Origin of the sequence: Furfurilactobacillus cerevisiae (genome assembly GCF_048961765.1) — a bacterium.
Taxonomy (GTDB): Bacteria; Bacillota; Bacilli; order Lactobacillales; family Lactobacillaceae; genus Furfurilactobacillus; species Furfurilactobacillus milii_A.
Map to the genome: position 1 here is coordinate 522,025 of NZ_CP185253.1, position 22,797 is coordinate 544,821.

A 22,797-nucleotide genomic window follows, 5' to 3' on the forward strand; every position below is an offset into this window, starting at 1 on the left:
CTAAAAGATGGGTTTGTTGTAAACACCATTTTAAAGGAAGCTGATCTTTTTTGTCCGAACAGCGTTCGGATTAATTTTACAATCTACTATATTAACTCTCCATGTATTATCGTTGGTCGATACCAAAACGTGCTCGAGGAAATCAATCAAGATTACGTTGATCAACACCATATTATTTTGACTCGTCGAACTTCTGGTGGCGGGGCTGTTTACGACGATCTTGGAAATGTTAGTTTCAGCTTTATTACTAAGGATGACGGGGATGCAGTGGGCAATTTCAAACGGTTCACGGATCCTGTCATTAACGCGTTGCACGAGATGGGTGCGACGAGCGCTGCAATGACTGGTCGTAACGATCTTACAATCGAAGGCAAGAAGTTTTCTGGCAATGCGATGCACGTTGAGAAGGGACGGATGTTTTCGCATGGTACCTTGATGTATGACGTCGATCAATCAGTGCTAACTAAGGCTTTGAACGTGCCAGCTGATAAGATTGCATCGAAGGGTATTAAATCGGTTCGTAGTCGCGTTACCAACCTGAAGCCACACTTTGCGCCAGCCTATCAAAACCTGACTATTGAAGAATTCAGGGATGCATTAGCAAAGAAAATTTTAAACATTACAAACATTGAAGATGCAAATGCGTATGTATTAGATGATGAGGCATTGGCCGGTGTTCACGATTTGGAACAACGCTACTTTAAGAACTGGGACTGGATTTATGGCAAGTCACCAGCGTTTAATGTCAAACGACGTGAGCACTTTGCGGCAGGAACGGTGGAATTCTCGCTGAACGTAGATGAGGGTCACATCACGGACATTCAGATTACTGGCGACTTCTTTGGTCAGGCAGATATTAAAGATGTTGAAAACCGTTTGATTGGGACTAAGTACGAGTTAAACGCAGTGAAGCGGGTTTTCGACAGTATCGATGTTTCAAAATACTTCGGTAAAGTCACTGAAAATGAATTGGTTGATTTGTTGATGAGACAGGGCGCTTAGAGCTACGGATCCTAAGTTTAAAATGTTATGGTTCTAAATAGACTAGCCTTAAAAAAACAAAAGCCATTTGAATTACGTATGTTGATAATGATCATAGATTTAAAACTAATAAGAATTGGGAAAATCAAATGATCAATTAACAACGTAAGGTGGTGTCTAATGATAGCATGTGTGCTATCATTGTAAATGAATGATAAACTATACTTTAAATTCGGCCATGAATTTAAAAGCTTTTTGGACAATCTTCCCAAAAAGGATCGAGCTAAAATGGTTAGAACCATTCAGGCTATATCACGATTGGGATTGCAAATTGCCATTCGTCAACGTTATGTAAAAAAATTAAAGACTAATCTGTATGAAATTCGGTCAATTCAGGGCAATAATATTCAGCGAGGTATATATTTTCACCTTGAGGAGTCTAACTATTTTATTACTCACGGATTTACAAAAAAGACAGATAAAACACCACAGCGTGAGATTGATCATGCCAAGTCAATTCGGGATGGGAAGATTCGGAGGCACAGAGATGAAGAAAAGTTATGATTTAGATGAGTATGTTGCTGGTCAGCTAAAAGATCCCGAATTCAAACGTGAGTATGATAAGGCTGATCGAGAAATTGTTGCCGCTTTGGCTGTTAAAAACTTGCGAGAAGAAATGGGGATTTCTCAACGTGAATTGGCACAAGTGTCTGGGACAGCGCAATCCACAATTGTTAGAATCGAAAATGGCAATTTGGATTTAAAATTGTCGACACTTCAAAAAATTGCACAGAGTGTTGGAAAAGAATTGGAAATTAGACTCGTTTAGTTGAACCTGTTTCAGATAAAAAAGTATCCCTGTCACACCATAGCGTGATGGGGATACATTTTTTATGCTTATTGCCACAATAATTTGTCACCGTACTCGCGGCTTAAGTTTTCTCGAATGATTCGTGTCAGTCGTGTGGTGGTGGGCGCTTGTGCAAGTGATTTGTTCACGGCCAAACATAAGGTTCGATAATGTGGTTCATCAAATGGATAGATATTAATGTTCCCAGAAATTCGTTTGAGCGCCAAATCGGGTAGAACACCAAACCCTAGGCCCGCTTCCACCATTGAAATGATTGAGGCGTCATCGATGGAGTAGTTCAGCGAATTGGGTGTGACATTGTATCGGTCCAGCGTCAACTTAGTATCGCGATCATAGTCAGAGTGTTGAAGGATAAACGTTTTATCCGCTACGTCAGCGCTGGTCATGACATGGCCATTTTTAGGCACAAAGTCCGTTGGCGTCAAACAGTACACTTCGTCCTTGATGAGGGGATGAATCACGATGTTTTCATCTAGTGGTAGCGCCGAAAAACCCATGTCCAATGTTCCCAAACGCACGCGCTCTGCAATATCGTTAAAGTTCCCTTGGTAAACGGTGACATTGATATCAGGATACTGCTGGCGAAACTCACGAATGATGCTGGGCAACCAGTTAAGTAATACAGATGAGAAAGCACCAATCCGGATTGTCCCGTGTGTCAATCCATTAATATTGGCCGCTTCTTGGGCTAACCGTTGCTCAGAATTGAGAATGTCTTGAATGATTGGATAGACAGTATTTCCATCAGCAGTGAGCGTAACCCCTGTACGGCTACGAATGAATAGTGGAAACCCAAGTTGCGTTTCCAACTGACTGATTGAATGGCTAACCGCACTTGGTGTGATGTTAAGTGTTTCGGCAGCAGCAATGAACGTATGCTTATCAACGACGGTGGCAAACACCTGATAGGCAAAGGATGAAGTGGCCATAAACAGAACCTCGTTTGAATGAATTATGTTGAGTGTAGCAGCAAGCAGCGCAAACAAAAAGCCCTGGGAGAAAATTTCCCAGAGCCTTTCTTACTGCATCAGTCCGTGGATAAAGACTGTTTTGCGCTAGAAGCGTGCGACACTCTTATCGTGGGCTGATGCCTTAAGATTATTTCCAATGGTCAAAAGACATCACCCCCTTTCATTTAATGGTAATAGATTAACGCGATCTGGCATGTTAGTCAATTGATAAAACTTGGCGGAGAAATTTGGCCACTATCAAGCTATTTCGAGGGCTTTTCGCGGTATAAAAGGAAAACAGGTCGTAAACTACTCTCAAGAAAACGGTTGAGGTCTAGTGGTACTTGGGTGTTTGATCGTCGCAGTCAAGTTAAGTTCAACTTTTACAACGTGTCAGAAAATGAAGTGAAATCGCTTAGGAGCGGACTTTGTGTTCGATATTCACAGCGTAGAAGGAAAGTGAGACCATTGCCACAATAAAATGATCGACCATAACAGGGTGTTGCTTACACCTTCGCTAGACCAAAAAAACGTTTTCCCACCCAAAGGGGCCTGTCATCACGTGGCAGGTCTTTTTTTTCTTCTCTCATTTTCAGTATTGGAAATTCCGAATAATGTTGCGACATTCGGTTGTTTTCAAAAACATTAGGCACAGCTGATTCTTGGCTAAGAATAGAATGCCAATAAAGCCGACATATCAATAGGTGAAACGTTGCACTAAGTTAGAAAATAATTAAAATCATGAAAACGGCGTTACGTTCGGAAATTACTGTCAGTAAACGTTTTCATTCGTTTTCAATATTCACGTAACCGCTCTAAAAATTAAAAAGAAGCTTCACCGGAGGAATCAATGTTTACACCTAGCCCGATTAACGGTACTATTAATTGGTCAGGGAGGGCGGACTGTACCTTTCCGTTTGCGGAGGCGTTTTCAACCAAGCCATTATTTCGTGAAAATTATTCTAAAGTCCGCTTTTCAACTGAAGGAGGGGTGAGGTTTTCGACATCGAGATGTGCGTCGAAAAATCGATGCATAACGCTGAGTGGCTCAAATGGGAGCATTTGGGTTGAAACATACCATCATTTTGGAAAGAAGGACATATGTTATGTATTTAGTTGTTAACATCATTGGTGTTATCGTCTACTTGGCGATTGCTTGGGCACTGTCCAAGAACCGTTCGAAGATTAAGTGGCGTTCTGTTGGCATCATGGTTGTCTTAAACTTAGTTATTGCCTGGTTATTAACCAGTTTCGCCGGTGGTCGTGCCGTTGTTAAGAGTGCTGCTGATGGATTCAACTGGTTGGTGCAAGTTGCCTACAAAGGGATCAACTTCGCATTGCCTAACTGGGTTGGTGCCGCGGGTACACACCCAGCACCAGTTAACTTCATTACCAGTGCTTTGCTACCAATTCTGTTGATTGTGCCATTATTCGATATCCTGACATACATTGGTGTATTGCCATGGATTATCAAATGGATTGGTCGCGGTTTAAGCTTTATCACTGGTCAACCAAAGTTCGAATCATTCTTCGCCGTTGAAATGATGTTCTTAGGTAACACCGAAGCGCTTGCCGTTTCCAAGTTACAATTGACCACCATGAAGGCTGAACGTGATGTTACTTTGGCAATGATGTCAATGAGTTGTGTTACGGCTTCAATTCTTGGTGCTTACACGCAAATGGTTCCCGGTCAATTTGTTTTGACTGCCGTTCCTTTGAACTGTATCAACGCTTTGATCGTAACCAACATGTTGAACCCTGTTGAAGTTGACCCTGAAGAAGACACGATTGCTAAAATCGGTAACGTTGGTGACGAAGGTGGCGAAAGTGAAGCAGCTGCTGAAGAAACTGGCGCTGTTGAATCAAACGGCAAACGTCAACCATTCTTCTCATTCTTGGGTGACTCCATCTTAGGTGCCGGTACTTTGGTTCTGATCATCACTGCCAACGTTATCGCCTTTGTTGCCTTAGCTGGTTTGATCGATAAGTTACTTGGCTTGATCTGGAAGCCATTGTCATTGGAAAGTATCCTTGGTGTTATCATGTTCATCCCAGCTTGGTTGATGGGTTTGAACGTTCACACTGCTTGGGACTTCTCTCAATTGATGGGCTTGAAGTTAGTAACGAACGAATTCGTTGTTATGGGTGAAATTACTGGTAAAATCAACCACTTTGCCCCTCACTACCGCGCTATCTTGACTGTCTTCTTAACTTCCTTTGCTAACTTTGGGACTACTGGTATGATTATCGGTGCCTTCAAAGGTATGGTTGGTAAAGAAAAGAACGACATGATTTCTAGCAACGTTGGTTACATGTTACTTTCAGGTATTTTAGTTTCATTACTCTCAGCTGGTATGGTTGGTTTATTTGTTTGGTAATAGGCCCCATTTACTCGATTTAGAAAACTTCATTTTCTCAAATATAAAAAGACGCCCTGGTGGCGCCTTTTTTTGTTACTATACAAATTGAAAAATTGATGGGCTTACTCGAACTCCTAGATGGAAACACAACAGTGCACGGTTACATGGAGAATGAGTGAAGTCCACAGTCGACGAAACGCAATCTCAACTCCAAATCATTCTTGTCACTCATACCAATGTCCAGCAAACATTACGCAACTTGTTTATGAATTTACCAAGTCTAAGCACGTGAAACCCAAATCACCGCCGGTCAGCGTTAAGCTTACTTATGAAGACGACAAGGAGGGATGCAACAATGACGATTTTTGATCACAATGGGCTGGTAACCAGTCAAATTTTAATTGTGCCACTGTTGCTTTTCTTTGCTCTGCTTGTCATAAGCGACGTTCGCCATCATCGACTAAAGTTTGTTCGAGTGCTTTTTCAGGCCGTTTTATGTGTTTATCTATGGGCAGTTTTTGACATGACGCTGTTTCCGATTAACATTAGTCGCAATATTGGCACATTGGCGGCCAGTGGCTACACCTTTCAGGGAGCCATTGATGTGCACCCGTTAGCGATGTGGTATAACTGGCGTCAGCCAACGGTGTTGTATCAGTTAGTTGGTAACGGCTTGATGTTATTGCCACTGACTTTACTGTGCGGTGGCTTATCTGCCAAGTTACGCCCATTCTGGCGGGCAATTGGACTGGCATTTGGTACATCACTTTTTATCGAAACATCGCAGCTCATCATGAACTATTTTAACTTCGGTGAGCGCACGTTTGATTTGAACGATCTGCTTTTAAACACGCTAGGTGGATTACTTGGGTGGATTCTACTCAAAGTTGGGCTGGCGATTTGGCAACGAACCTAAGATGAAACGTAATCAAAATGAGATATGAATTTACAACCGCGACCTTGCGCAGGCAACTGGGTTAAAACCTTGTTGACATCGCTGGGCGCGGTTGTTTTATTGCCTTTTTTTCGGTAAAATATGTAAGTACGTGAAACACACTGTTGTTTCACATTAAAGGAGTTTTTATGAACCCAGAACAGTTTAAAACTGCCCTAGCTGATCACGGGATTACCTTAACAGATCAGCAACAGGATGCTTTTGATCAGTATTTTAATTTACTGGTCGAAACCAATAAAAAATTTAATTTAACCACGATTACGGCTGAGTCAGACGTTTATCTCAAGCACTTTTATGACTCCATCACAGTCGCACTGTTTGTGCCGGAGTTGCAAACACAATCTGTGACTCTATGTGATGTTGGCGCGGGTGCTGGTTTTCCATCGATTCCGCTGAAAATCTTGTTCCCACAGTTGAAGGTCACCATTGTTGATTCGTTGAACAAGCGGATTAACTTTTTGCAAGAATTAGTGACCACTTTGGGATTGCGTGACGTCACGTTGGTCCATGATCGTGCAGAGACGTTTGGTGCAAGAAAGTCGCCGCAACGCGAGCAATTTGACTACGTTACAGGGCGTGCGCTGGCTCGAATGAGTGTCATGAGTGAGTTGTGCTTACCGCTGGTTAAAGTTGGTGGACAAATGTTGGCCATGAAGGCTAGTGGTGCCAACGAAGAACTGACGGATGCGACGTACGCGATTCACACGCTTGGTGGGAAGGTTGGTCAAAGCCATCAGTTCGAGTTACCAGTTTCTGGAGACCCACGGGAAATCATTGTTTTGGATAAGGCTCGGGCAACGCCTGGACGTTATCCACGTCGTCCCGGAACGCCAAACAAAGAACCGTTACACGCACACTAATGGTTGGTGAAAGGAAATTAACGGATGCCTTTTTCATTATTTGGGAATCGAAATAAAAGCGATGAAAAACCGCAACAGAAAATTGAACAGTTAGCGTTGACTGCCATTGAACCGAACCGTTTTCAACCACGGCAGGTGTTTGATGAGCATGCTATTGCTGAGTTGGCTGAAACGATTAGGGCACATGGGTTGCTTCAGCCGATTGTCGTTCGTGAATACGAGACCGGCAAGTATGAAATCATTGCTGGTGAACGTCGTTTTCGTGCGGTGACTTCGTTGAATTGGGACACCATTCCGGCCATTGTTGAAAAGATGGACGATCATGAGACAGCTTCATTAGCGTTGATTGAAAACTTGCAACGCGAAGAGCTGTCAGCTGTTGAGGAGGCTCAGGCCTATCAACAATTAATGGCGCTTAACGATGTTACTCAAACCCAACTGGCTAAAGGTGTCGGCAAGAGTCAATCGGCGGTTGCCAACAAATTACGTTTGTTGAAGCTCAGTCAACCAGTCTTGGATGCCATCAGTGCCAAGAAGATTTCTGAGCGTCACGGGCGGGCGTTACTGCCGTTAAATGCCGATCAGCAGCGACACGTGTTAATGCAGATTGAAGATCGCGACATGAACGTTAAGGCAACTGAACGGTTGGTTTCAGAACTAACGACAGAAAAGCCAGTCACGCCACAGCGGCCCAAGAAACGGTTGCGCGGTTTGACCTCCGATACTCGTATCGCGGTTAACACGATTAAAGAGTCGGCCAAGATGATCCGCGACACTGGTTTGTCCGTTCACGTGCACGAAGAAAACACCGATGACGGTTATCGCATCGTTATCGATTTACCAAAAGATGGTCATAGTAGCAGTAAGAATTAAGCAAAGGGATATGAGGAGTTAACGTTGATGGGATATGTAATTGCGCTCGCAAATCAAAAGGGTGGTGTTGGTAAAACAACAACCAGCGTCAACCTTGGTGCGTGCCTGGCTAATCAGGGTCAAAAGATTCTATTAGTCGACACAGATGCTCAGGGTAATGCAACGAGTGGGATTGGGATTCAAAAAGCTAACATTCAAAAAGATATTTACGACGTGTTGGTTAATGAAACGCCAATTTCAGAAGTTATTTTACCGACTAATCATCCAGGCATGGATATTGTACCCGCAACGATTCAGTTGTCCGGTGCTGAAATTGAACTGACTAACTTGATGGCCCGTGAAACACGGCTTAAGGATGCCCTTCAAGAGGTGCATGACGACTATGACTTCATCTTAATCGACTGCCCACCGTCACTTGGACTGCTTACGATCAACGCCTTTACGGCCAGTGATTCCATTTTGATTCCCGTTCAAAGTGAATACTACGCTTTGGAAGGGCTTAGTCAGCTATTAAACACAATTAAACTGGTTCAGAAACACTTTAACCGTAGTTTGCGCATCGAAGGGGTATTACTAACCATGTTTGATGCTCGGACTAATTTGGGTGCTCAGGTTAACGCCGAAGTTCAAAAATACTTTGGTGATCGCGTCTATAAGACAATTATTCCGCGTAACGTTCGTTTGTCAGAAGCGCCTAGTCACGGACTCGCCATCATTGATTACGATCCGAAGTCACGAGGCGCCGAAGTTTATTCACAATTAGCAGAGGAGGTCCTCGAAGCGCATGGCAAGTAAGAAAACGACTGGAAAAGGCCTCGGCAAGGGAATTAACGCGTTGTTCGAGGAAAACGGATTGGCGGACAGTCTCAATGATGTGACTGCTGAACAAGTCGAGGATGTTGCACTTTCAGACATTCGACCTAATCCGTATCAACCACGGCGCACGTTTGACCGCAAGGCGCTAAAAGAACTCGCAAGCTCAATTGAAAAATCAGGGGTCTTTCAACCAATTATTGTTCGACAACCTGATGAAAAATTAAATCGTTACGAAATTATTGCCGGTGAACGTCGTTTTCGGGCGTCCAAGTTAGCTGGCAAGAGTAGCATTCCTGCCATTGTTCGGACTATGAACGAACAGGAAATGATGGAAGTTGCTGTGTTGGAAAACCTGCAACGTGAGGATCTGACCCCGCTTGAAGAAGCTGAGGCCTACCAAACGTTGATGAGTAAGCTTAACCTGACACAGGCTGAGGTATCTGCGCGTTTAGGTAAAAGTCGGCCATATATTGCTAACTACATTCGTTTGCTCGGATTACCAGATGTCATTAAAAAAATGTTGGCTGATAACGAGTTATCGATGGGTCAAGCAAGAACATTGCTTGGTTTGAAAGATAAGCGTAAAGTGGTTGCGCTGGCTCGCCGGGTCGTTAAAAATGGCATGACCGTACGTGAGTTGGAAAAAGTGGTTGGTGAGATGAACGGCGACAAGCAAAAAGTTGCCAAAACACCGGTAAAGAAGTCTGCCTATGTGCGGGCTTCTGAGGATCAGCTACAAGAGAAGTTTGGCACGAAAGTCCAAATTTCAAACGCCAACAATGAGGGGCAAGGACACATCGAAATTGACTATATGTCAAATGATGATCTTAGCCGGATCTTAGATATTTTAGGCATCTCATTGGATTAACTGTTAACACAAAAACAGCGGAGGTTAAGCGATGTACGACAAAGGCGACGTTGTTGAAATGAAAAAGCCACATCCGTGTGGCACGAATGAATGGGAAATTTTGCGTTTAGGCGCAGATATTAAGATTAAATGCCTCGGTTGTGGGCACATGATTATGATGCCACGGCGGGAGTTTGAAAAGAAACTCAAGAAGATTCTCCGCAAGGCATCGGCAGCCGAATAAACAAAGAAAGTGTGAAGGGTTAACATGGCTTTAACAGCAGGAATTGTTGGACTACCAAACGTTGGTAAGTCCACGCTTTTCAACGCAATTACCAAGGCGGGTGCCGAAATGGCAAACTACCCGTTCGCAACGATTGAACCAAACGTGGGGATGGTGGAAGTGCCTGATTCACGGCTTGACCGGATTCAAGAAATCGAACCAGCCGACAAGGTTGTACCAACAACGTTTGAATTCACCGATATTGCTGGGATCGTTAAGGGTGCCAGCAAGGGTGAAGGACTAGGAAACAAGTTCCTTGAAAACATTCGTCAGGTTAACGCGATCGTTCACGTGGTCCGGGCCTTTGATGATGACAACATCACCAGTGTTACAGGCACGGTTGAACCATTGGAAGATATCGACACCATCAACACTGAGCTGATTATTGCCGACTTGGACGCTGTGAACAAACGGTACGCCAAGGTTGAAAAGGCGGCGACGAACGCTAAGGAAAAGGATGCCATTGCTGAATATGGTGTGCTGAAGCGCATCAAACCAGTTTTGGAAGCCGGTAAATCCGTGCGGACGTTGGACTTTGACAAGGATGAACAGAAGATTGTTAACGGTTTGTTCTTATTAACTTCCAAGCCAGTTTTGTACGTGGCCAACATTGCTGAAGATGACATGGCTGACCCAGAAGCTTCCGAGTACGTTAAGCAGATTGAAAAGTTTGCGGCAACAGAAGGTAGTGGTGTGGTTGCTGTTTCGGCGAAGACTGAAGAAGAAATTGCCGAAATGGACGATGAAGACAAGCCGGAATTCCTTGAAGCTGAAGGTGTTGACGAACCGGGTTTGAACAAGCTGATTCGCGCTTCATACAAGTTACTCGGTTTGGAAACCTTCTTTACTGCTGGTGGTAAGGAAACACGTGCTTGGACTTATCGTGCTGGCACAAAGGCACCACAAGCTGCCGGAATCATTCACTCTGACTTCGAACGTGGTTTTATCCGTGCTGAAGTTATGTCCTTTAATGACTTAGACAGTCTCGGTAGTGTCCAAAAGGTCCGTGAGGCTGGTAAGCTCCGTCTTGAAGGTAAGGACTACGTCATGCAGGACGGTGACATCGTTGAATTCCGGTTCAACGTTTAGAAATTGACACATAAGGAGATTTATTGTGACTGAAGAAAATCGCGAACGTAACGCGGGTGCTAAACAAGAGCACCATGGTCAAATCCGTACCGACACAACTCGATTTAATGATCAAGGGTTGACCAAACGTAACGAAGAATTTATGTACCAGTTAAACAAGATCTTAGACCAACGTGATTATACTGGCGAACAGCGTAACGTTAAGGTGGATGATACGTTAAACAAGTTGAAGGAAGGTCAAAAGACTGGTCAAACGGCTAAACAACTGTTTGGTACACCAACGGCCCACGCCGATGAACTGATTAACGGGCCTGCCAAGAACACGAATGGTGATGGGGCCGAACCAGCTGGTTTCTGGCCAACTGCCGCTGATAGTGCGCTGAGTATCTTAGCCATTTTCACGGCGATGTACGGAATCTTGGGCTTCTTCTCCAAACAGCCAGCGCAACAGTCTGGTCAAATGGGCATTGTCGGTATTCTGATCGTGTCAATTGTCTTTGGCCTTGGTTGGTCATGGTTAACGCCAATGTTGAATCCAACTGATCGTCGCAAACGTTTGCCACTATGGCGGATTTTATTGGCAATGGCAGGGTTATTGGTACTGATTCTGGTTCTCTTCATGGGTGTCAGTTTGTTACCACCAGTCGTTAACCCAATCTTGCCTGCATGGTTGTACATCTTGTTGGCCTTGGCGGCATTTGGTGCCGATTTGTGGCTCCGTCGCCGTTTCAACATCATTGGCGGGATGTTTGCTAACCCTAACAATGCGCGGAACAGACAGAATCAACGTAAGTAACATTGGAAATTCTAAAGCTGCCATAAGTATGGTGGCTTTTTCCTTTGCTCTTTCTTAATTTGTCCCAGCCGTCAATGTCTAGTAGAATAGACCACAGGTATTTCGCTCCGTAGTCGACTTGATTACGTTGAGCGCACCACGTGTTCCAATAATGGAGGAAAATGTCGATGAAGATTTTAGTGGTTGACGACGACAAAGAAATCGCACAGTTGTTAGAAATTTACATTAAAAATGAAGGTTACGAACCAATCTCAGCCTACACTGGTAAGGATGCTTTGACTAAGCTGAACACCAATCCTGATATTGGCTTGATGATTTTGGACATCATGATGCCTGAAATGAACGGGATTGAAGTGGTTAAACAAGTTCGTAAGGACTCACAGATTCCAATCTTGATCCTATCAGCTAAAACCGGTGATATGGACAAGATTCAGGGATTGATCTCTGGAGCTGACGACTACGTTACTAAGCCATTCAACCCGCTTGAAGTGATGGCGCGGGTAAAATCATTGTTGCGCCGGTCTGAAGATCATGTTACCAGCGATACACCTGACGTCTTAGACATTGGCCCATTGACCATTAACAAAGACTCACATGAAGTCAAAACGATTGATGGGCAAACGATTCAATTGACAGCCCTGGAATTTGGTATTTTATACCTGTTGGCGAGTCATCCAAACCGTGTTTTCTCAGCTGATGATATCTTTGAACGTGTTTGGCAACAAGAATCCGTTGTGTCCGCCAAAACGGTTATGGTTCACGTGAGTCATTTACGTGACAAGATTGAAGAAGCAACGAACGGCGAGAAAGTCATCGAAACCGTTTGGGGCGTTGGTTACAAGATTGAGGCACACTAATGATGAAACTAACTCCACGCGAAAAGTGGTCGTTAATTTTTGAAGGGGTAGTAACCATTGTGTTGCTGCTCCTTTTAAATCTATCGCTGGTTGTGATTTTGAACGATCTGTTGCACTCTAATCCGGGGATTGCCGGTGGAGTGTACATGATCAAACGGTCACTGGTGATTGGTGGACGGTACATTTGGAGCTATCAAAATATTTTTATTGCAGTCATGATTCTTATCGACTGTGCTGTTTTGTATTGGCGCTTAATCAGACGCTATCACCTTTACCAGATGAATCATATCATCGATGAATTGCACTATATTTCAGACGGTCACTTGGAGCACCGTATTTCATTCAAACTGAATCATCGTTTGCAGCGGGTCGTGGATTCGGTCAACTCATTGGTTGATTCCGCCACTCAGTCGATGAATGATGAGCGCCAGGCAGAACGTTCGAAGGATGAATTGATTACAAACGTCAGTCATGATATTCGAACCCCATTAACGTCCATCATTGGCTATTTGGGCTTGATTGAGAATAATCAGTACCAGACAGACGAAGATTTGGTCAAATACTCTCACATTGCCTATTTGAAGGCCACCCAGATGAAATCGTTGGTGGAAGATCTGTTTGAGTACCTGAAAATGCGCGGTACTGAAGCTGAGTTGACCATTAATGAAATCAACTTCAGTCAAATGCTCGAACAGTTAGCTGCCAGTTATGAACTGGAAGCGAGTCGGAAACAACTAACAATTACGTCGACGACTGTTCCTGACAATATTATGATGGAAGCTGATGCTGAGAAGTTGGGGCGTGTGTTCAATAACCTGATTTCAAACGCGCTTAAGTATGGTGAGAACGCTACGTTTATCGAACTGAATGCCAAGCTAAAGGGCAACGAAGTTATCGTGCGTGTTTCCAACGATGGTCGTGAAATTCCAACGGCGGCGTTAAATCAGCTGTTTGAACGTTTCTACCGCGTTGAAGAATCACGTTCGAAGGAAACTGGCGGGACTGGACTAGGCTTGGCCATTGCGCAGAGTATCGTTGAGCGTCATGGTGGCTATATCTTTGCTGAGTCCGATGAGAACCTTACGAGTTTCGTGATCCATCTACCGATTCATCATGATCAGCCTTTGCAACAACCATAAATAATAGATGTTATATAGAAGAGATAATCCGTTTCAACGATTTTTTTTCGTTTGAAACGGATTTTTTTGTGCTTTTAAAGTGCTGCAGAACCGCACCGTTAAGCGCTCTCAATGAAGTAGAATAATTAAGAAAACGTTTTAGTGCGCTGATAAATGGTTGAGGTTTGTTAACAATCGGTGTATATTGTGGACTTGTAATGTCCGCAATGAAAAGCTTATTTTTTTGTGGGCACGGTCGCATAAAAACGTTTGTATGTAACTTAGAATGACGAGAGAAAAAGAGGTGGCACCACGTGAAGATGATTGCGAATGAATGGAAATTTATTGGAAAGAATCGGTTAATTCTGATTTCCGTTCTTGCTATTATGATTATTCCATTCTTGTACAGTATTTTCTTCTTGAAGTCTGTTTGGAACCCATATGGGGAAACACAGCATTTGCCTGTTGCCGTTGTTAACAACGACCAACCGGTAAAATATCAAGGCCAGACGATGAACGTCGGGGACCAAGCAATTAAATCCCTGAAGAAGGATCATCAGCTTGGTTGGCGGTTTGTTTCTGAAAAGAAGGCTAAGCAAGGGTTAAAGGACAAAAAGTACTACACGATTGTTACTTTCCCAAAGGACACATCTAAAAATGCTGCATCCGTGCTGAGCAAGAACCCCAAAAAGATGGATATCCAATACGAAACCAATGGATCGTTAAACTACATTGGTGAAGTTATCAGTCAGATTGGTGCCACCGGGTTAAACGAAAAGATTCGTCAAACAATCATCAAGGCTTATGCCGATGCAACTTTCCAACAAGTTAAAAAGGTTGGGAAGGGAATGAATACCGCTGCTAAGGGTGCTAAGACCTTGTCTAAGGGTCAAAAGACACTTGGTACTGGTATCGATACCTACACGGCTTACGTGAGCCAGGTGAACGATGGTGTCCAAACCATGAAGATGAGTGTCGGACCATTATCATCTGGTGTCGGTAAGTTGGCTGATGGTGGTAAGACGCTGAACAATGGCTTGCAGACGTTGAACGGCAGTACCGGTCAATTGGCTGGCGGTGTTAATCAGCTTGCCAGCGGTTCAGGCCAATTAGCCAGTGGTGTGCAAACGTACACTAACGGTGTTGGAACACTGAACTCTGGTATTCAGACGTTGAATGGTAGCACTGGTCAATTGGCTGGTGGTGTTAGTCAACTTGCCAATGGTGGAAATGCTTTGAATTCTGGCATTCAAACATTGAATGGTAAAACTGCACAATTAGCTAGTGGTGCTAATCAGTTATCAAACGGTGCTAATCAAGTTAATAGCGGCGTTCAACAGTACACGAATGCTGTTTCCCAGTTGAATTCTGGGTTAGGTGAGATTTCTCAAAACAATGGTCAAATAACTGCTGGATTGCAGAAAATCAAAGATTCATCCGCTCAGTTATCTGAACTACCAGACATGTTGAAAGCGATGCAATCGGTTCATGATCAAACACCAGCTTTACAGAAGAGCATGGCGGATTTACAATCCCAGATGGGTACTTTAAGCACACTTTCTGATTTGCAAAAGACTGTTTCTGATGCTCATCTTGGTAGTATTAATACTGGCGATGCCACCAAGGGACTTCAAGTTGCGAAGGACAGTGCTGGTGCAGCCAGCGCTTCGTTTGACAAGATTGTTGCCGACATCAATGGTTCTAGTTTAAGTGATACCGATAAGCAAACTGCAATTAATGCAATTCAAGGTGATGTTGCAGCTGGTAAAACTTCTGCATTAACTGCTCAGGGTGCAGCCGACAAGGTTAATGCCGGTCTTAGTGGCATGACTGATGTCTTGACTAAAATTCAGCCTGCTCTCAATCAGTTAAACGGGGTTGACGTTAACGCGCTGAGTAAATCAGCAGCTTCCACATTCCAACAAGCAGATCAATTATTAGGGACTGCGGGTTCACTGACTTCTCAAGACACGATTAATAAGTTACAAAATCTAGCCGCTCAAACATCGAGCATGTCGACACAGTTAGATGGTATTCAAACGTATGTTAATAGCGTTGCTAAAGCGTCTGCTGGTGCCTCACAGCTGAACAGTCAATCAGGGGCACTTATTTCTGGAACTTCCCAATTGTCAGGTGGTTTAGCACAGCTTAACAGTCAGGTTCCTGCACTGACTGGTGGTGTTAGTCAACTGGCTAATGGTTCCGAACAACTCTCTGGTGGTCTTAATCAGTTGAATACTCAGGTACCAACATTAACCAACGGTGTTCAACAATTGGCTAATGGTTCATCACAATTGAATGCCAACTCTGGTGCACTTGTATCAGGTGCTAACCAATTGAATGGTGGTATCGGTCAGTTGAACGCTCAGGTACCTCAATTAGTCGGTGGTGTTCAACAATTGGCAAATGGTTCTTACCAGCTTTCTGGTGGTTTGGATCAACTGAACAGTCAAATCCCAGCCTTAACAGATGGTGTTAACCAGCTTGCTGATGGTACTTCTCAATTGAACAGCAACTCGCCAGCCTTGAAAGACGGCACGAAGAAGTTGGTTACCGGTTCTGTTAAACTATCAGACGCACTTGGTAAAGGTGCTGATCAAGTTAATGCAATGCCATTAACTTCTAAGACTTCTGACATGTTTAGTGCGCCAACCAAGTTGACACACAAGAGTTACAGTAAGGTTGCTAACTACGGGCACGCATTGGCACCTTACGTACTATCAGTTGCCTTGTATGTTGGGGCAATCGTCTTCAACTTTGCATACCCAATTCGGAAGGTTTCAATGTCTGGGCAAAGCGCAACGGCTTGGTTCTTCAGTAAGAGCACGATTGGTTTAGTTGTTGCCGTGGTTCAAGCAGTTGCTGAAACTGGTTTGATGATGTTATTCGGCTTGTCAGCTGATCATCCTGGTCAGATGTTTGCCGTTTCAATTAGTTTCTCGATAGCGTCGATGTTCCTCGTCATGTTCCTATCCATGTTACTGGATAACCCTGGTCGTTTCATCGCCATGGTTCTTCTGATGTTGCAACTTGGTGGTTCAGGCGGTACATTCCCAATGCAAGTAACAAACGGCTTCTACAATGCCATTCATCCATACTTACCAATGACGTACTCAATTCTTGGCTTACGTCAGGGATTAACGTCCGGCTTGGGTAATGACACGGTTACACAGGCAGTTGGCTTGTTACTGCTGATGGCAGTGATCTTCGCAGTCCTGTTATGGTTGTCGATGTTGTTATTGCAACGCATGCATCTACAAGGCTTCTCGCAGCTTGATGATAATCAGAAGTTACAAGATGTTGAAAAATAGTTTTTAATAAAGAAGTCGTCACGGCCAAACTTGGCTGTGACGGCTTTTTTTGGTGGTTTACTTCGAAAAAAGATGAGTAATAATTCCCGTAATAAAAATAAATAAGTGCTCGTTTATGCAATAATTTGATTGTGCGTGATATACTTTGAATATAAATTAATCCCATTGACTATAAACGTCATATAAAAGTAAATGTTTAATCGATTGACGGGATTGACATTAAACTATTCTTGTTAAAAATGGTTGCGCAAGTTACGGATATATTAGGAGAAATCAAATGCAAAATGAGCAACAACTTGAAATGGTGATTACAATGATGTCAGAAGGCTATTTGGCGAGTTTCCGTTCGATAGAGAAAACGTTAAAGCGAGTTGCAAAAAAATTCGGGTTAGGGTGGAGCAGTCTGTCTATTTTGAACCAGATTGCTAATGATGCTAGTGTCACCACAGCTGACTTGATTCAGCAAAATCACATTTCTAAGGGCGCTGTCTCACTTCAAATTACTGAGTTACTCAACCGTAATTTGATCAAAATTAGCGAAGACGAAAATGATCGGCGCCGCCATCGAATTGAACTGACCAAACGTGGGGAAAAATTGGCTGATCGGGTACATACTCAAGCCAATGAAATTGCTCAAAGTGTTCTGGACAATATGCCACTGAACGAAATGCGGCGTCTGCATCAAAACTTTGCTACGTTTGCAGAGACATTGAGCAATACACCAATCAAGTAGTCAATTTTAAAAGCTATGTACAGGAAATTAAACGCAGAAAATTCTGCGTTTTTTATTTTGACTTGGCAAATTACAAGTTTAATCCGAACAAGCCCGGAATCTTTCAATGGCAGTCTGTTGATGATGTATTTTTAATGGTCGTTGATTAATTAGTTCAAGTGCTGCTAGGATCTCATCAGTCGTTACTTGGCTAAAATTGGTCTTTTTCGGGAAGAACCAGCGTAACCGTCTATTAAAATATTCATTGGAACCTCGCTCCCATGGTGAATATGGATGGCAAAAATAAACTTTGATCTGATAATCCTGTTCTAAGGCCTGATAATTGGCAAACTCTTTACCATGATCAACAGTAATGGATTTTACTTGGGGACCGAAGGCCCCCATAAACTTGCCAAAGGCGGTGTTTAGAGCCTTAGCCGTTCTATTAGGGGCTTTGATGGCCCATAGAAGTCGGGTCTTACGTTCTACGAATGTAACCAGACATGATCGTGACTCACTTCGACTAGAAAGCACCGTATCTACTTCCCAATGACCAAAAGCTAATCGTTGATTAACAGTTGTTGGCCGTTGTTCGATGGAAGTCCCACTTGTAAATTTCCCACGATTTTCGCTCACTCGGTGCTGGCGGACATTCCGATTGGGTAGATCAGTCAATTTGAAGGGGAGCCAGCCACGATTAAGCCAATTATAAATTGACGCAGTGCTCAAGTTATAAGCGGCCGCAATGGTTTCTGGTGACCAGGTTAATCGTAAGTGATTGGTAATTAAAGTCGCTAATGCTGCCGTCAGCATCGAACGACGACCGCAATTCCGCCTTTTGCGATCTGCATCTTGCTGAGCTAATTCTGGATCATAAGGTTTAACCCGGTCCAACTCATAGCTAATCGTAGCTTTGGCGACGCCTAAGGCGTCAGCCATTACTTGGTAAGATTTATTCCCCTCATTGACCAGTTGTGCTAGTGCGCCACGTTGAAAACGTGATAAAGTAGATGTACCCAAAGTAATCACTCCCTATATTGGTTGGAATTAGCTACTACCATTGTAAGTGATTACTTTGGGCTTTTTAATTTCTGTTCGGATTAATTATAGAATTTGCCACTTAAAACAAATATTAGCCATTCTATTAATGATTGCATCGAGTAAACTATTAATGGCGCGAATCGTTATTTAATAGGGAGGGTCTCTTATGACATATAATGTACAACCATTACGAACAGCTACAGAAATTCAACAGTTTTTGCACGCGGTCAGCGTAGGAAGGTATAGTAAGCGGAATTGTAAAAGGCACCCGTAAAATGTAGGAAAACGGCAGGTTAGAACTGTTGGTTTTCCTACATTTTTTGTATCATGAATCACATCAGAGTGTAGGAGGAATTTGATGTGAGACGTGATTTAAGAGAAGGAGTGACGATTTACGTGACTGAAAATATTAAGCCTAACTTCGCCGAGATTGCCCGGCAATATAATGTTGATTATCGAACCGTTAAGAAAGCCTATGAGGAAGTCAAAGCTGGACTTAAGGGCCGACCAAGTGGTCGACCGAAACGGCCAAGTTTACTGGATCCATTCAAGCAAACCATCGATTCAAAGCTTGAACTAAATTGTTCGGCTGCTTCAATTTTTAAATTTATCCAGAAGAAGGGCTTTACCGGCAGCTATACCCTCGTGAAAGATTATTGTCGCCAAACCCGCCGAGAACGAGTTAAGAAAGCTACCATTCGGATTGAACATTCCCCTGGTCTCTCTGCTCAAGTTGACTGGAAAGAAGAAATGGCCCTAGTGAGCAGCGAGGGTGAGCTGTTTAAATTCAATATTTTCTTGTATGTATTGCCTTATTCAAAACTCAAATATATGACACTAACCTTTGATCGGAGCCAAGATACCCTCTTTTCTTGCTTACACGACGCTTTCCTTCATACCGGAGGTATTCCGACGGAAATCTGGTTTGATAATATGAAAACCGTTGTGGATCATACAAAATCCCAGTTTGGCCACGCTGTCTTTAACGAACGGTTCCACGAATTCTGTAAAGATGCCGGTTTCACACCAATTGCTTGTCGACCATTCAGACCACAAACTAAAGGTGCAGTTGAAGCCCTTGCTCGCACGGTTGAACGTTTACGGCCATACAATACTGAATTTGCTGATGGAACTGAGCTAATCGAACTAGTTCATATGCTCCGAGATGATCTAAATCATGAAACTTCGCAGGCCACGGACGAAGTCCCGTACCTGAAATGGTTAGACGAAGAAAAAGAGTACCTTCATCGCGTTCCAGTTAATCTCCTTGAACCATACTTCGAAGAAAACATTACCCGTGTCGTTTCGAAGGAGGCCATGATCAATTTCCGCAAATGTAAGTACTCAGTAGATCCGCGATACATTGGTTGTACGGTTGCTGTTGAAATCTCCAATGATGAGCAGCGCATTCACATTTATTATAACGGAGAAGAAATTCGTACGCACTCCATAACTACCAATTCGCTGAATTATGACCCCCAAGATCAGTTCAATATCCTCAAATCTGATTTGCTTAAAGGGCGGACAGATGAAGACATTTCAGCTTACATTCGTGAACATATGACTGATTACGACAACTTATAGGAGGCTACCATGACCACTAATAATCAAATTCTTTTAAATAATCTTGAGCGCTTAGGGTTAAACAAAATCCGTGAATACTTGCCGAATTACCTTGATCAAATTCACACTGATAATCTGTCATTAACTGAGGCGCTAATTGATTTAACTAATTCGGAACTCCAGAATCGACACGAAGGTCAGATTGCACGGGCCATTGGCCGTGCTCGGTTCCCCAATACAAAATCCCTAGATACATTTGATTTTAGCTTTCAACCCAGTATGAATCGCCAAGAGGTTCTGGAATTCCAGAATCTGGCTTTTATGGAAAAGTCTGAAAACTTAATCTTTATTGGCAATCCGGGAGTCGGTAAAACCCACTTGGCAATTAGTATTGGGATTGAGGCCTGTAAACAGGGCTGTCGGGTTCTCTTTATTAATTGTCATGAGCTGTTGATTAGATTGAGAGCAGCTTACGAAAAAGGACTGCTTGATCGATCTCTAAGCCGCTATTCGCGCTATGACCTATTAATTATTAGTAGATTGTAAAATTAATCCGAACGCTGTTCGGACAAAAAAGATCAGCTTCCTTTAAAATGGTGTTTACAACAAACCCATCTTTTAGGAGCTGATCTTTTGTCTAGTATAACCTATTCCGAACGAATTAAAATCGAAACCTTTTGTGAACTAGGGCTGTCCAATATCCAAATGGGCGTTCGGCTGAACCGATCACCGTCAACAATTTCTTATGAATTATCTCGATGTCAACCTTATCAGGCTGAATTAGCACAAACAGATGCCGAATACAAGCGATCACGATGTGGTCGGAAAACTAAGCTGAGCGATGAGTTAAAGCAAACAATTCTCAACCATTTACATCTAAGCTGGTCACCAGGAATGATTGCTCACGAATTTAAACTAGCGACTAAATCTATTTATAATTGGCTAAATCAGGGGAGAATTGGTTTCTCCTTGAATGATCTACCTGAACATGGCGTACGCCAACGGCGTAACGTTGACCAACGATCCAAATATAATCAATCTTTGGGGCGATCGATTGAACAGCGTCCCATGATGATTAATCAACGTAATCGCATCGGTGATTTTGAACTAGATACCGTCGTTGGCCCTCGTGGGCATAGTAAGGCAGTTTTATTAACTTTAATCGATCGCAAATCACGGTTCCTTTGGGCATATCGGTTAAAGGACCGAACGACAGCGAGTGTTAATGAAGCACTGACTAAGTTCCTAACAACTTTTAATGGACCGGTGCACAGTTTTACTGTGGACCGTGGTACTGAGTTTAGTGGGCTAGTATCATTTGAATCACAATATGGTATTAAGACCTATTACTGTCATGCTTATACGCCAGCTGAACGTGGTAGTAATGAACGCTTTAATCGGAATTTACGTTATTTTTATCCTAAGGGGACTCGTTTTGAGCACATTAGTGCTCAAGATTTAACGACGACGTTACTCCAAATTAACCAGAGACCGCTTAAAATACTTGACTGGAAAACACCGTATCAGGTTATGCTGACCAATTTGTCCAAAAATTCGGATTAAATTTGCAATCTACCTATTGATGAAATTGGGTATTTGCCAATTGGTCACCAAGAAGCTAACCTCTTATTTCAGCTAGTCAATGCCCGCTATGAAAAGCATTCAACGATCATTACCAGCAATAGTGATCTATCCGCTTGGGTTGATATTTTCCAGAACCCAACTGTGACAGCAGCCATTCTCGATCGCTTGGTTCATCATGTTCACGTAGTGAAGATCACTGGTAAATCTTACCGATTACGTGGCCTCAAGTAACTGCCGAAAACCTACATTTCTTTCTGCCGAAAACCTACATTTTTAAACTGCCCTTGACAGAATCGTTTTCTAGTATTGCTGGGTATGAGCACGGGACTGCGAATGAGTGATATCGTTCGTTTGCGAGTCGCTGACGTGAAGCAGATTTATAATTGTACAATTACGGAACAGAAAACGGGTAAAAAAAGATTGCTATATTTGGCCAGTATCCGTGAGGAAGTGCTGACCTATATTGATGGTTTGTCGGACAGCAATTATCTATTTATCAGTAACTATGGTCGACCGCTACGAGTTAACTCAGTTTATAAAATATTTCAGAAAGCAGCCTTACGAATGCATCGTCAGGACATTGGGACACACACATTGCGGAAAACATTTGGCTACCATTACTATCAGCAAACACATGATATTGCGACATTAATGATTTTGTTAAATCATTCGAGTGAATCTGTTACAAAGCGCTATTTGGGCATTGAAGAACTAGACATTCAGAATGCGTTGAAGGGATTTCGGCTGGGTAAATAAAAGTCACGACTCTAGCAAGAATCGTGACATATAGTAGGCAGAAGGTTGGTATATCGGCGATCTATTATTCATAGACGATAGTTAAATAAAGTGACCAATTGAATACAGCAGGGTATTATGTGTGATAGCACATATCGTTAACAAAGAATTTCTAAATGATCACACTTTTAAAAT

General features: G+C 43.0%; 20 protein-coding genes and 3 pseudogenes. 21 read left to right on the plus strand and 2 right to left on the minus strand.

Annotated elements, in window-relative coordinates; genetic code table 11:
- Positions 1 to 27 precede the first annotated feature (27 nt).
- From ABUE36_RS02330 to ABUE36_RS02340, 3 genes are all read left to right on the plus strand, one after another.
- Positions 28 to 1,002, plus strand: coding sequence for a lipoate--protein ligase (locus ABUE36_RS02330; protein ID WP_421017454.1), 975 nt, complete (start codon positions 28 to 30; stop codon positions 1,000 to 1,002).
- Positions 1,003 to 1,188: 186 nt separating this feature from the next.
- Positions 1,189 to 1,545, plus strand: a complete 357-nt coding sequence (locus tag ABUE36_RS02335) for a type II toxin-antitoxin system RelE/ParE family toxin (RefSeq protein ID WP_017260813.1) — start codon at positions 1,189 to 1,191, stop codon at positions 1,543 to 1,545.
- Complete coding sequence (locus tag ABUE36_RS02340; RefSeq protein WP_017260812.1) at positions 1,529 to 1,810, plus strand: helix-turn-helix domain-containing protein; 282 nt, start codon at positions 1,529 to 1,531, stop codon at positions 1,808 to 1,810. Before ABUE36_RS02335 ends, ABUE36_RS02340 begins: the two co-directional genes overlap by 17 nt.
- A gap of 68 nt (positions 1,811 to 1,878) precedes the next feature.
- On the opposite strand, the gene ABUE36_RS02345 is transcribed toward ABUE36_RS02340, so the two are convergent.
- A complete protein-coding gene (locus tag ABUE36_RS02345) occupies positions 1,879 to 2,781 on the minus strand; it encodes a LysR family transcriptional regulator (RefSeq protein WP_161001956.1) in 903 nt (300 codons plus the stop codon).
- 1,127 nt (positions 2,782 to 3,908) lie between these two features.
- Between ABUE36_RS02345 and ABUE36_RS02350 the strand changes: the two genes are divergently transcribed.
- The 13 genes from ABUE36_RS02350 to ABUE36_RS02410 all read left to right on the plus strand — a co-directional run bounded on the left by ABUE36_RS02350 (position 3,909) and on the right by ABUE36_RS02410 (position 17,700).
- Positions 3,909 to 5,180 (plus strand): NupC/NupG family nucleoside CNT transporter, encoded by a 1,272-nt coding sequence (locus ABUE36_RS02350; RefSeq protein WP_421017082.1) that lies wholly within the window; start codon positions 3,909 to 3,911, stop codon positions 5,178 to 5,180.
- A 337-nt stretch (positions 5,181 to 5,517) separates the two neighbouring features.
- Positions 5,518 to 6,078 carry a VanZ family protein gene (locus ABUE36_RS02355; protein ID WP_421017083.1) on the plus strand — a complete coding sequence of 187 codons (561 nt, stop codon included), beginning with the start codon at positions 5,518 to 5,520 and terminating at the stop codon, positions 6,076 to 6,078.
- Positions 6,079 to 6,245: 167 nt separating this feature from the next.
- Positions 6,246 to 6,977, plus strand: a complete 732-nt coding sequence (rsmG, locus tag ABUE36_RS02360; RefSeq protein WP_421017084.1) for a 16S rRNA (guanine(527)-N(7))-methyltransferase RsmG — start codon at positions 6,246 to 6,248, stop codon at positions 6,975 to 6,977.
- A gap of 24 nt (positions 6,978 to 7,001) precedes the next feature.
- Positions 7,002 to 7,850, plus strand: coding sequence for a nucleoid occlusion protein (gene noc / locus ABUE36_RS02365; RefSeq protein ID WP_161001960.1), 849 nt, complete (start codon positions 7,002 to 7,004; stop codon positions 7,848 to 7,850).
- Positions 7,851 to 7,877: 27 nt separating this feature from the next.
- A complete protein-coding gene (locus tag ABUE36_RS02370) occupies positions 7,878 to 8,645 on the plus strand; it encodes a ParA family protein (RefSeq protein WP_017260806.1) in 768 nt (255 codons plus the stop codon).
- The gene (locus tag ABUE36_RS02375) at positions 8,635 to 9,534 is read left to right on the plus strand and encodes a ParB/RepB/Spo0J family partition protein (RefSeq protein WP_161001961.1); all 900 of its coding nucleotides are present in this window, start codon (positions 8,635 to 8,637) and stop codon (positions 9,532 to 9,534) included. Before ABUE36_RS02370 ends, ABUE36_RS02375 begins: the two co-directional genes overlap by 11 nt.
- 31 nt (positions 9,535 to 9,565) lie before the next feature.
- Complete coding sequence (locus ABUE36_RS02380; protein ID WP_017260804.1) at positions 9,566 to 9,757, plus strand: DUF951 domain-containing protein; 192 nt, start codon at positions 9,566 to 9,568, stop codon at positions 9,755 to 9,757.
- A 24-nt stretch (positions 9,758 to 9,781) separates the two neighbouring features.
- On the plus strand, positions 9,782 to 10,885 hold the full coding sequence (gene ychF / locus ABUE36_RS02385) for a redox-regulated ATPase YchF (RefSeq protein WP_161001962.1): 1,104 nt from the start codon (positions 9,782 to 9,784) through the stop codon (positions 10,883 to 10,885).
- A gap of 25 nt (positions 10,886 to 10,910) precedes the next feature.
- Positions 10,911 to 11,681 (plus strand): DUF1129 family protein, encoded by a 771-nt coding sequence (locus tag ABUE36_RS02390; RefSeq protein WP_161001963.1) that lies wholly within the window; start codon positions 10,911 to 10,913, stop codon positions 11,679 to 11,681.
- A 167-nt stretch (positions 11,682 to 11,848) separates the two neighbouring features.
- Positions 11,849 to 12,538, plus strand: a complete 690-nt coding sequence (locus ABUE36_RS02395) for a response regulator transcription factor (protein WP_017260801.1) — start codon at positions 11,849 to 11,851, stop codon at positions 12,536 to 12,538.
- Between the two features lie 2 nt (positions 12,539 to 12,540).
- Entirely contained in the window at positions 12,541 to 13,677 is a 1,137-nt protein-coding gene (locus tag ABUE36_RS02400; RefSeq protein WP_026017036.1) for a sensor histidine kinase, read from the plus strand.
- 299 nt (positions 13,678 to 13,976) lie between these two features.
- Positions 13,977 to 16,967, plus strand: coding sequence for a YhgE/Pip domain-containing protein (locus tag ABUE36_RS02405; RefSeq protein ID WP_161001981.1), 2,991 nt, complete (start codon positions 13,977 to 13,979; stop codon positions 16,965 to 16,967).
- 277 nt (positions 16,968 to 17,244) lie between these two features.
- Entirely contained in the window at positions 17,245 to 17,700 is a 456-nt protein-coding gene (locus ABUE36_RS02410) for a MarR family winged helix-turn-helix transcriptional regulator (RefSeq protein ID WP_161001964.1), read from the plus strand.
- 78 nt (positions 17,701 to 17,778) lie between these two features.
- On the opposite strand, the gene ABUE36_RS02415 is transcribed toward ABUE36_RS02410, so the two are convergent.
- Entirely contained in the window at positions 17,779 to 18,699 is a 921-nt protein-coding gene (locus ABUE36_RS02415; protein ID WP_011373852.1) for an IS30-like element ISLsa1 family transposase, read from the minus strand.
- 381 nt (positions 18,700 to 19,080) lie between these two features.
- Between ABUE36_RS02415 and istA the strand changes: the two genes are divergently transcribed.
- The 5 genes and pseudogenes from istA to ABUE36_RS02440 form a co-directional block, all read left to right on the plus strand.
- Positions 19,081 to 20,304, plus strand: a complete 1,224-nt coding sequence (istA, locus tag ABUE36_RS02420) for an IS21 family transposase (protein ID WP_003555353.1) — start codon at positions 19,081 to 19,083, stop codon at positions 20,302 to 20,304.
- A 9-nt stretch (positions 20,305 to 20,313) separates the two neighbouring features.
- Positions 20,314 to 20,826: pseudogene (locus ABUE36_RS02425) on the plus strand (ATP-binding protein); the annotation flags it as partial.
- Between the two features lie 90 nt (positions 20,827 to 20,916).
- A complete protein-coding gene (locus tag ABUE36_RS02430; RefSeq protein WP_096109805.1) occupies positions 20,917 to 21,846 on the plus strand; it encodes an IS30-like element ISLpl1 family transposase in 930 nt (309 codons plus the stop codon).
- Between the two features lie 9 nt (positions 21,847 to 21,855).
- A pseudogene (locus ABUE36_RS02435) lies at positions 21,856 to 22,098 on the plus strand (ATP-binding protein); the annotation flags it as partial.
- Between the two features lie 72 nt (positions 22,099 to 22,170).
- Positions 22,171 to 22,623 (plus strand): annotated as a pseudogene (locus tag ABUE36_RS02440) (tyrosine-type recombinase/integrase); the annotation flags it as partial.
- Positions 22,624 to 22,797: the final 174 nt, after the last annotated feature.

Excerpts from the sequence above, each read along its gene's own strand:
- ABUE36_RS02335 (WP_017260813.1), top strand. The coding sequence starts at position 1,189 with ATGAATGATAAACTATACTTTAAATTCGGCCATGAATTTAAAAGCTTT.
- ABUE36_RS02340 (WP_017260812.1), top strand. The coding sequence starts at position 1,529 with ATGAAGAAAAGTTATGATTTAGATGAGTATGTTGCTGGTCAGCTAAAA.
- ABUE36_RS02345 (WP_161001956.1), bottom strand. The coding sequence starts at position 2,781 with ATGGCCACTTCATCCTTTGCCTATCAGGTGTTTGCCACCGTCGTTGAT.
- ABUE36_RS02350 (WP_421017082.1), top strand. The coding sequence starts at position 3,909 with ATGTATTTAGTTGTTAACATCATTGGTGTTATCGTCTACTTGGCGATT.
- ABUE36_RS02355 (WP_421017083.1), top strand. The coding sequence starts at position 5,518 with ATGACGATTTTTGATCACAATGGGCTGGTAACCAGTCAAATTTTAATT.
- rsmG (WP_421017084.1), top strand. The coding sequence starts at position 6,246 with ATGAACCCAGAACAGTTTAAAACTGCCCTAGCTGATCACGGGATTACC.
- noc (WP_161001960.1), top strand. The coding sequence starts at position 7,002 with ATGCCTTTTTCATTATTTGGGAATCGAAATAAAAGCGATGAAAAACCG.
- ABUE36_RS02370 (WP_017260806.1), top strand. The coding sequence starts at position 7,878 with ATGGGATATGTAATTGCGCTCGCAAATCAAAAGGGTGGTGTTGGTAAA.
- ABUE36_RS02375 (WP_161001961.1), top strand. The coding sequence starts at position 8,635 with ATGGCAAGTAAGAAAACGACTGGAAAAGGCCTCGGCAAGGGAATTAAC.
- ABUE36_RS02380 (WP_017260804.1), top strand. The coding sequence starts at position 9,566 with ATGTACGACAAAGGCGACGTTGTTGAAATGAAAAAGCCACATCCGTGT.
- ychF (WP_161001962.1), top strand. The coding sequence starts at position 9,782 with ATGGCTTTAACAGCAGGAATTGTTGGACTACCAAACGTTGGTAAGTCC.
- ABUE36_RS02395 (WP_017260801.1), top strand. The coding sequence starts at position 11,849 with ATGAAGATTTTAGTGGTTGACGACGACAAAGAAATCGCACAGTTGTTA.
- ABUE36_RS02400 (WP_026017036.1), top strand. The coding sequence starts at position 12,541 with ATGAAACTAACTCCACGCGAAAAGTGGTCGTTAATTTTTGAAGGGGTA.
- ABUE36_RS02405 (WP_161001981.1), top strand. The coding sequence starts at position 13,977 with ATGATTGCGAATGAATGGAAATTTATTGGAAAGAATCGGTTAATTCTG.
- ABUE36_RS02410 (WP_161001964.1), top strand. The coding sequence starts at position 17,245 with ATGCAAAATGAGCAACAACTTGAAATGGTGATTACAATGATGTCAGAA.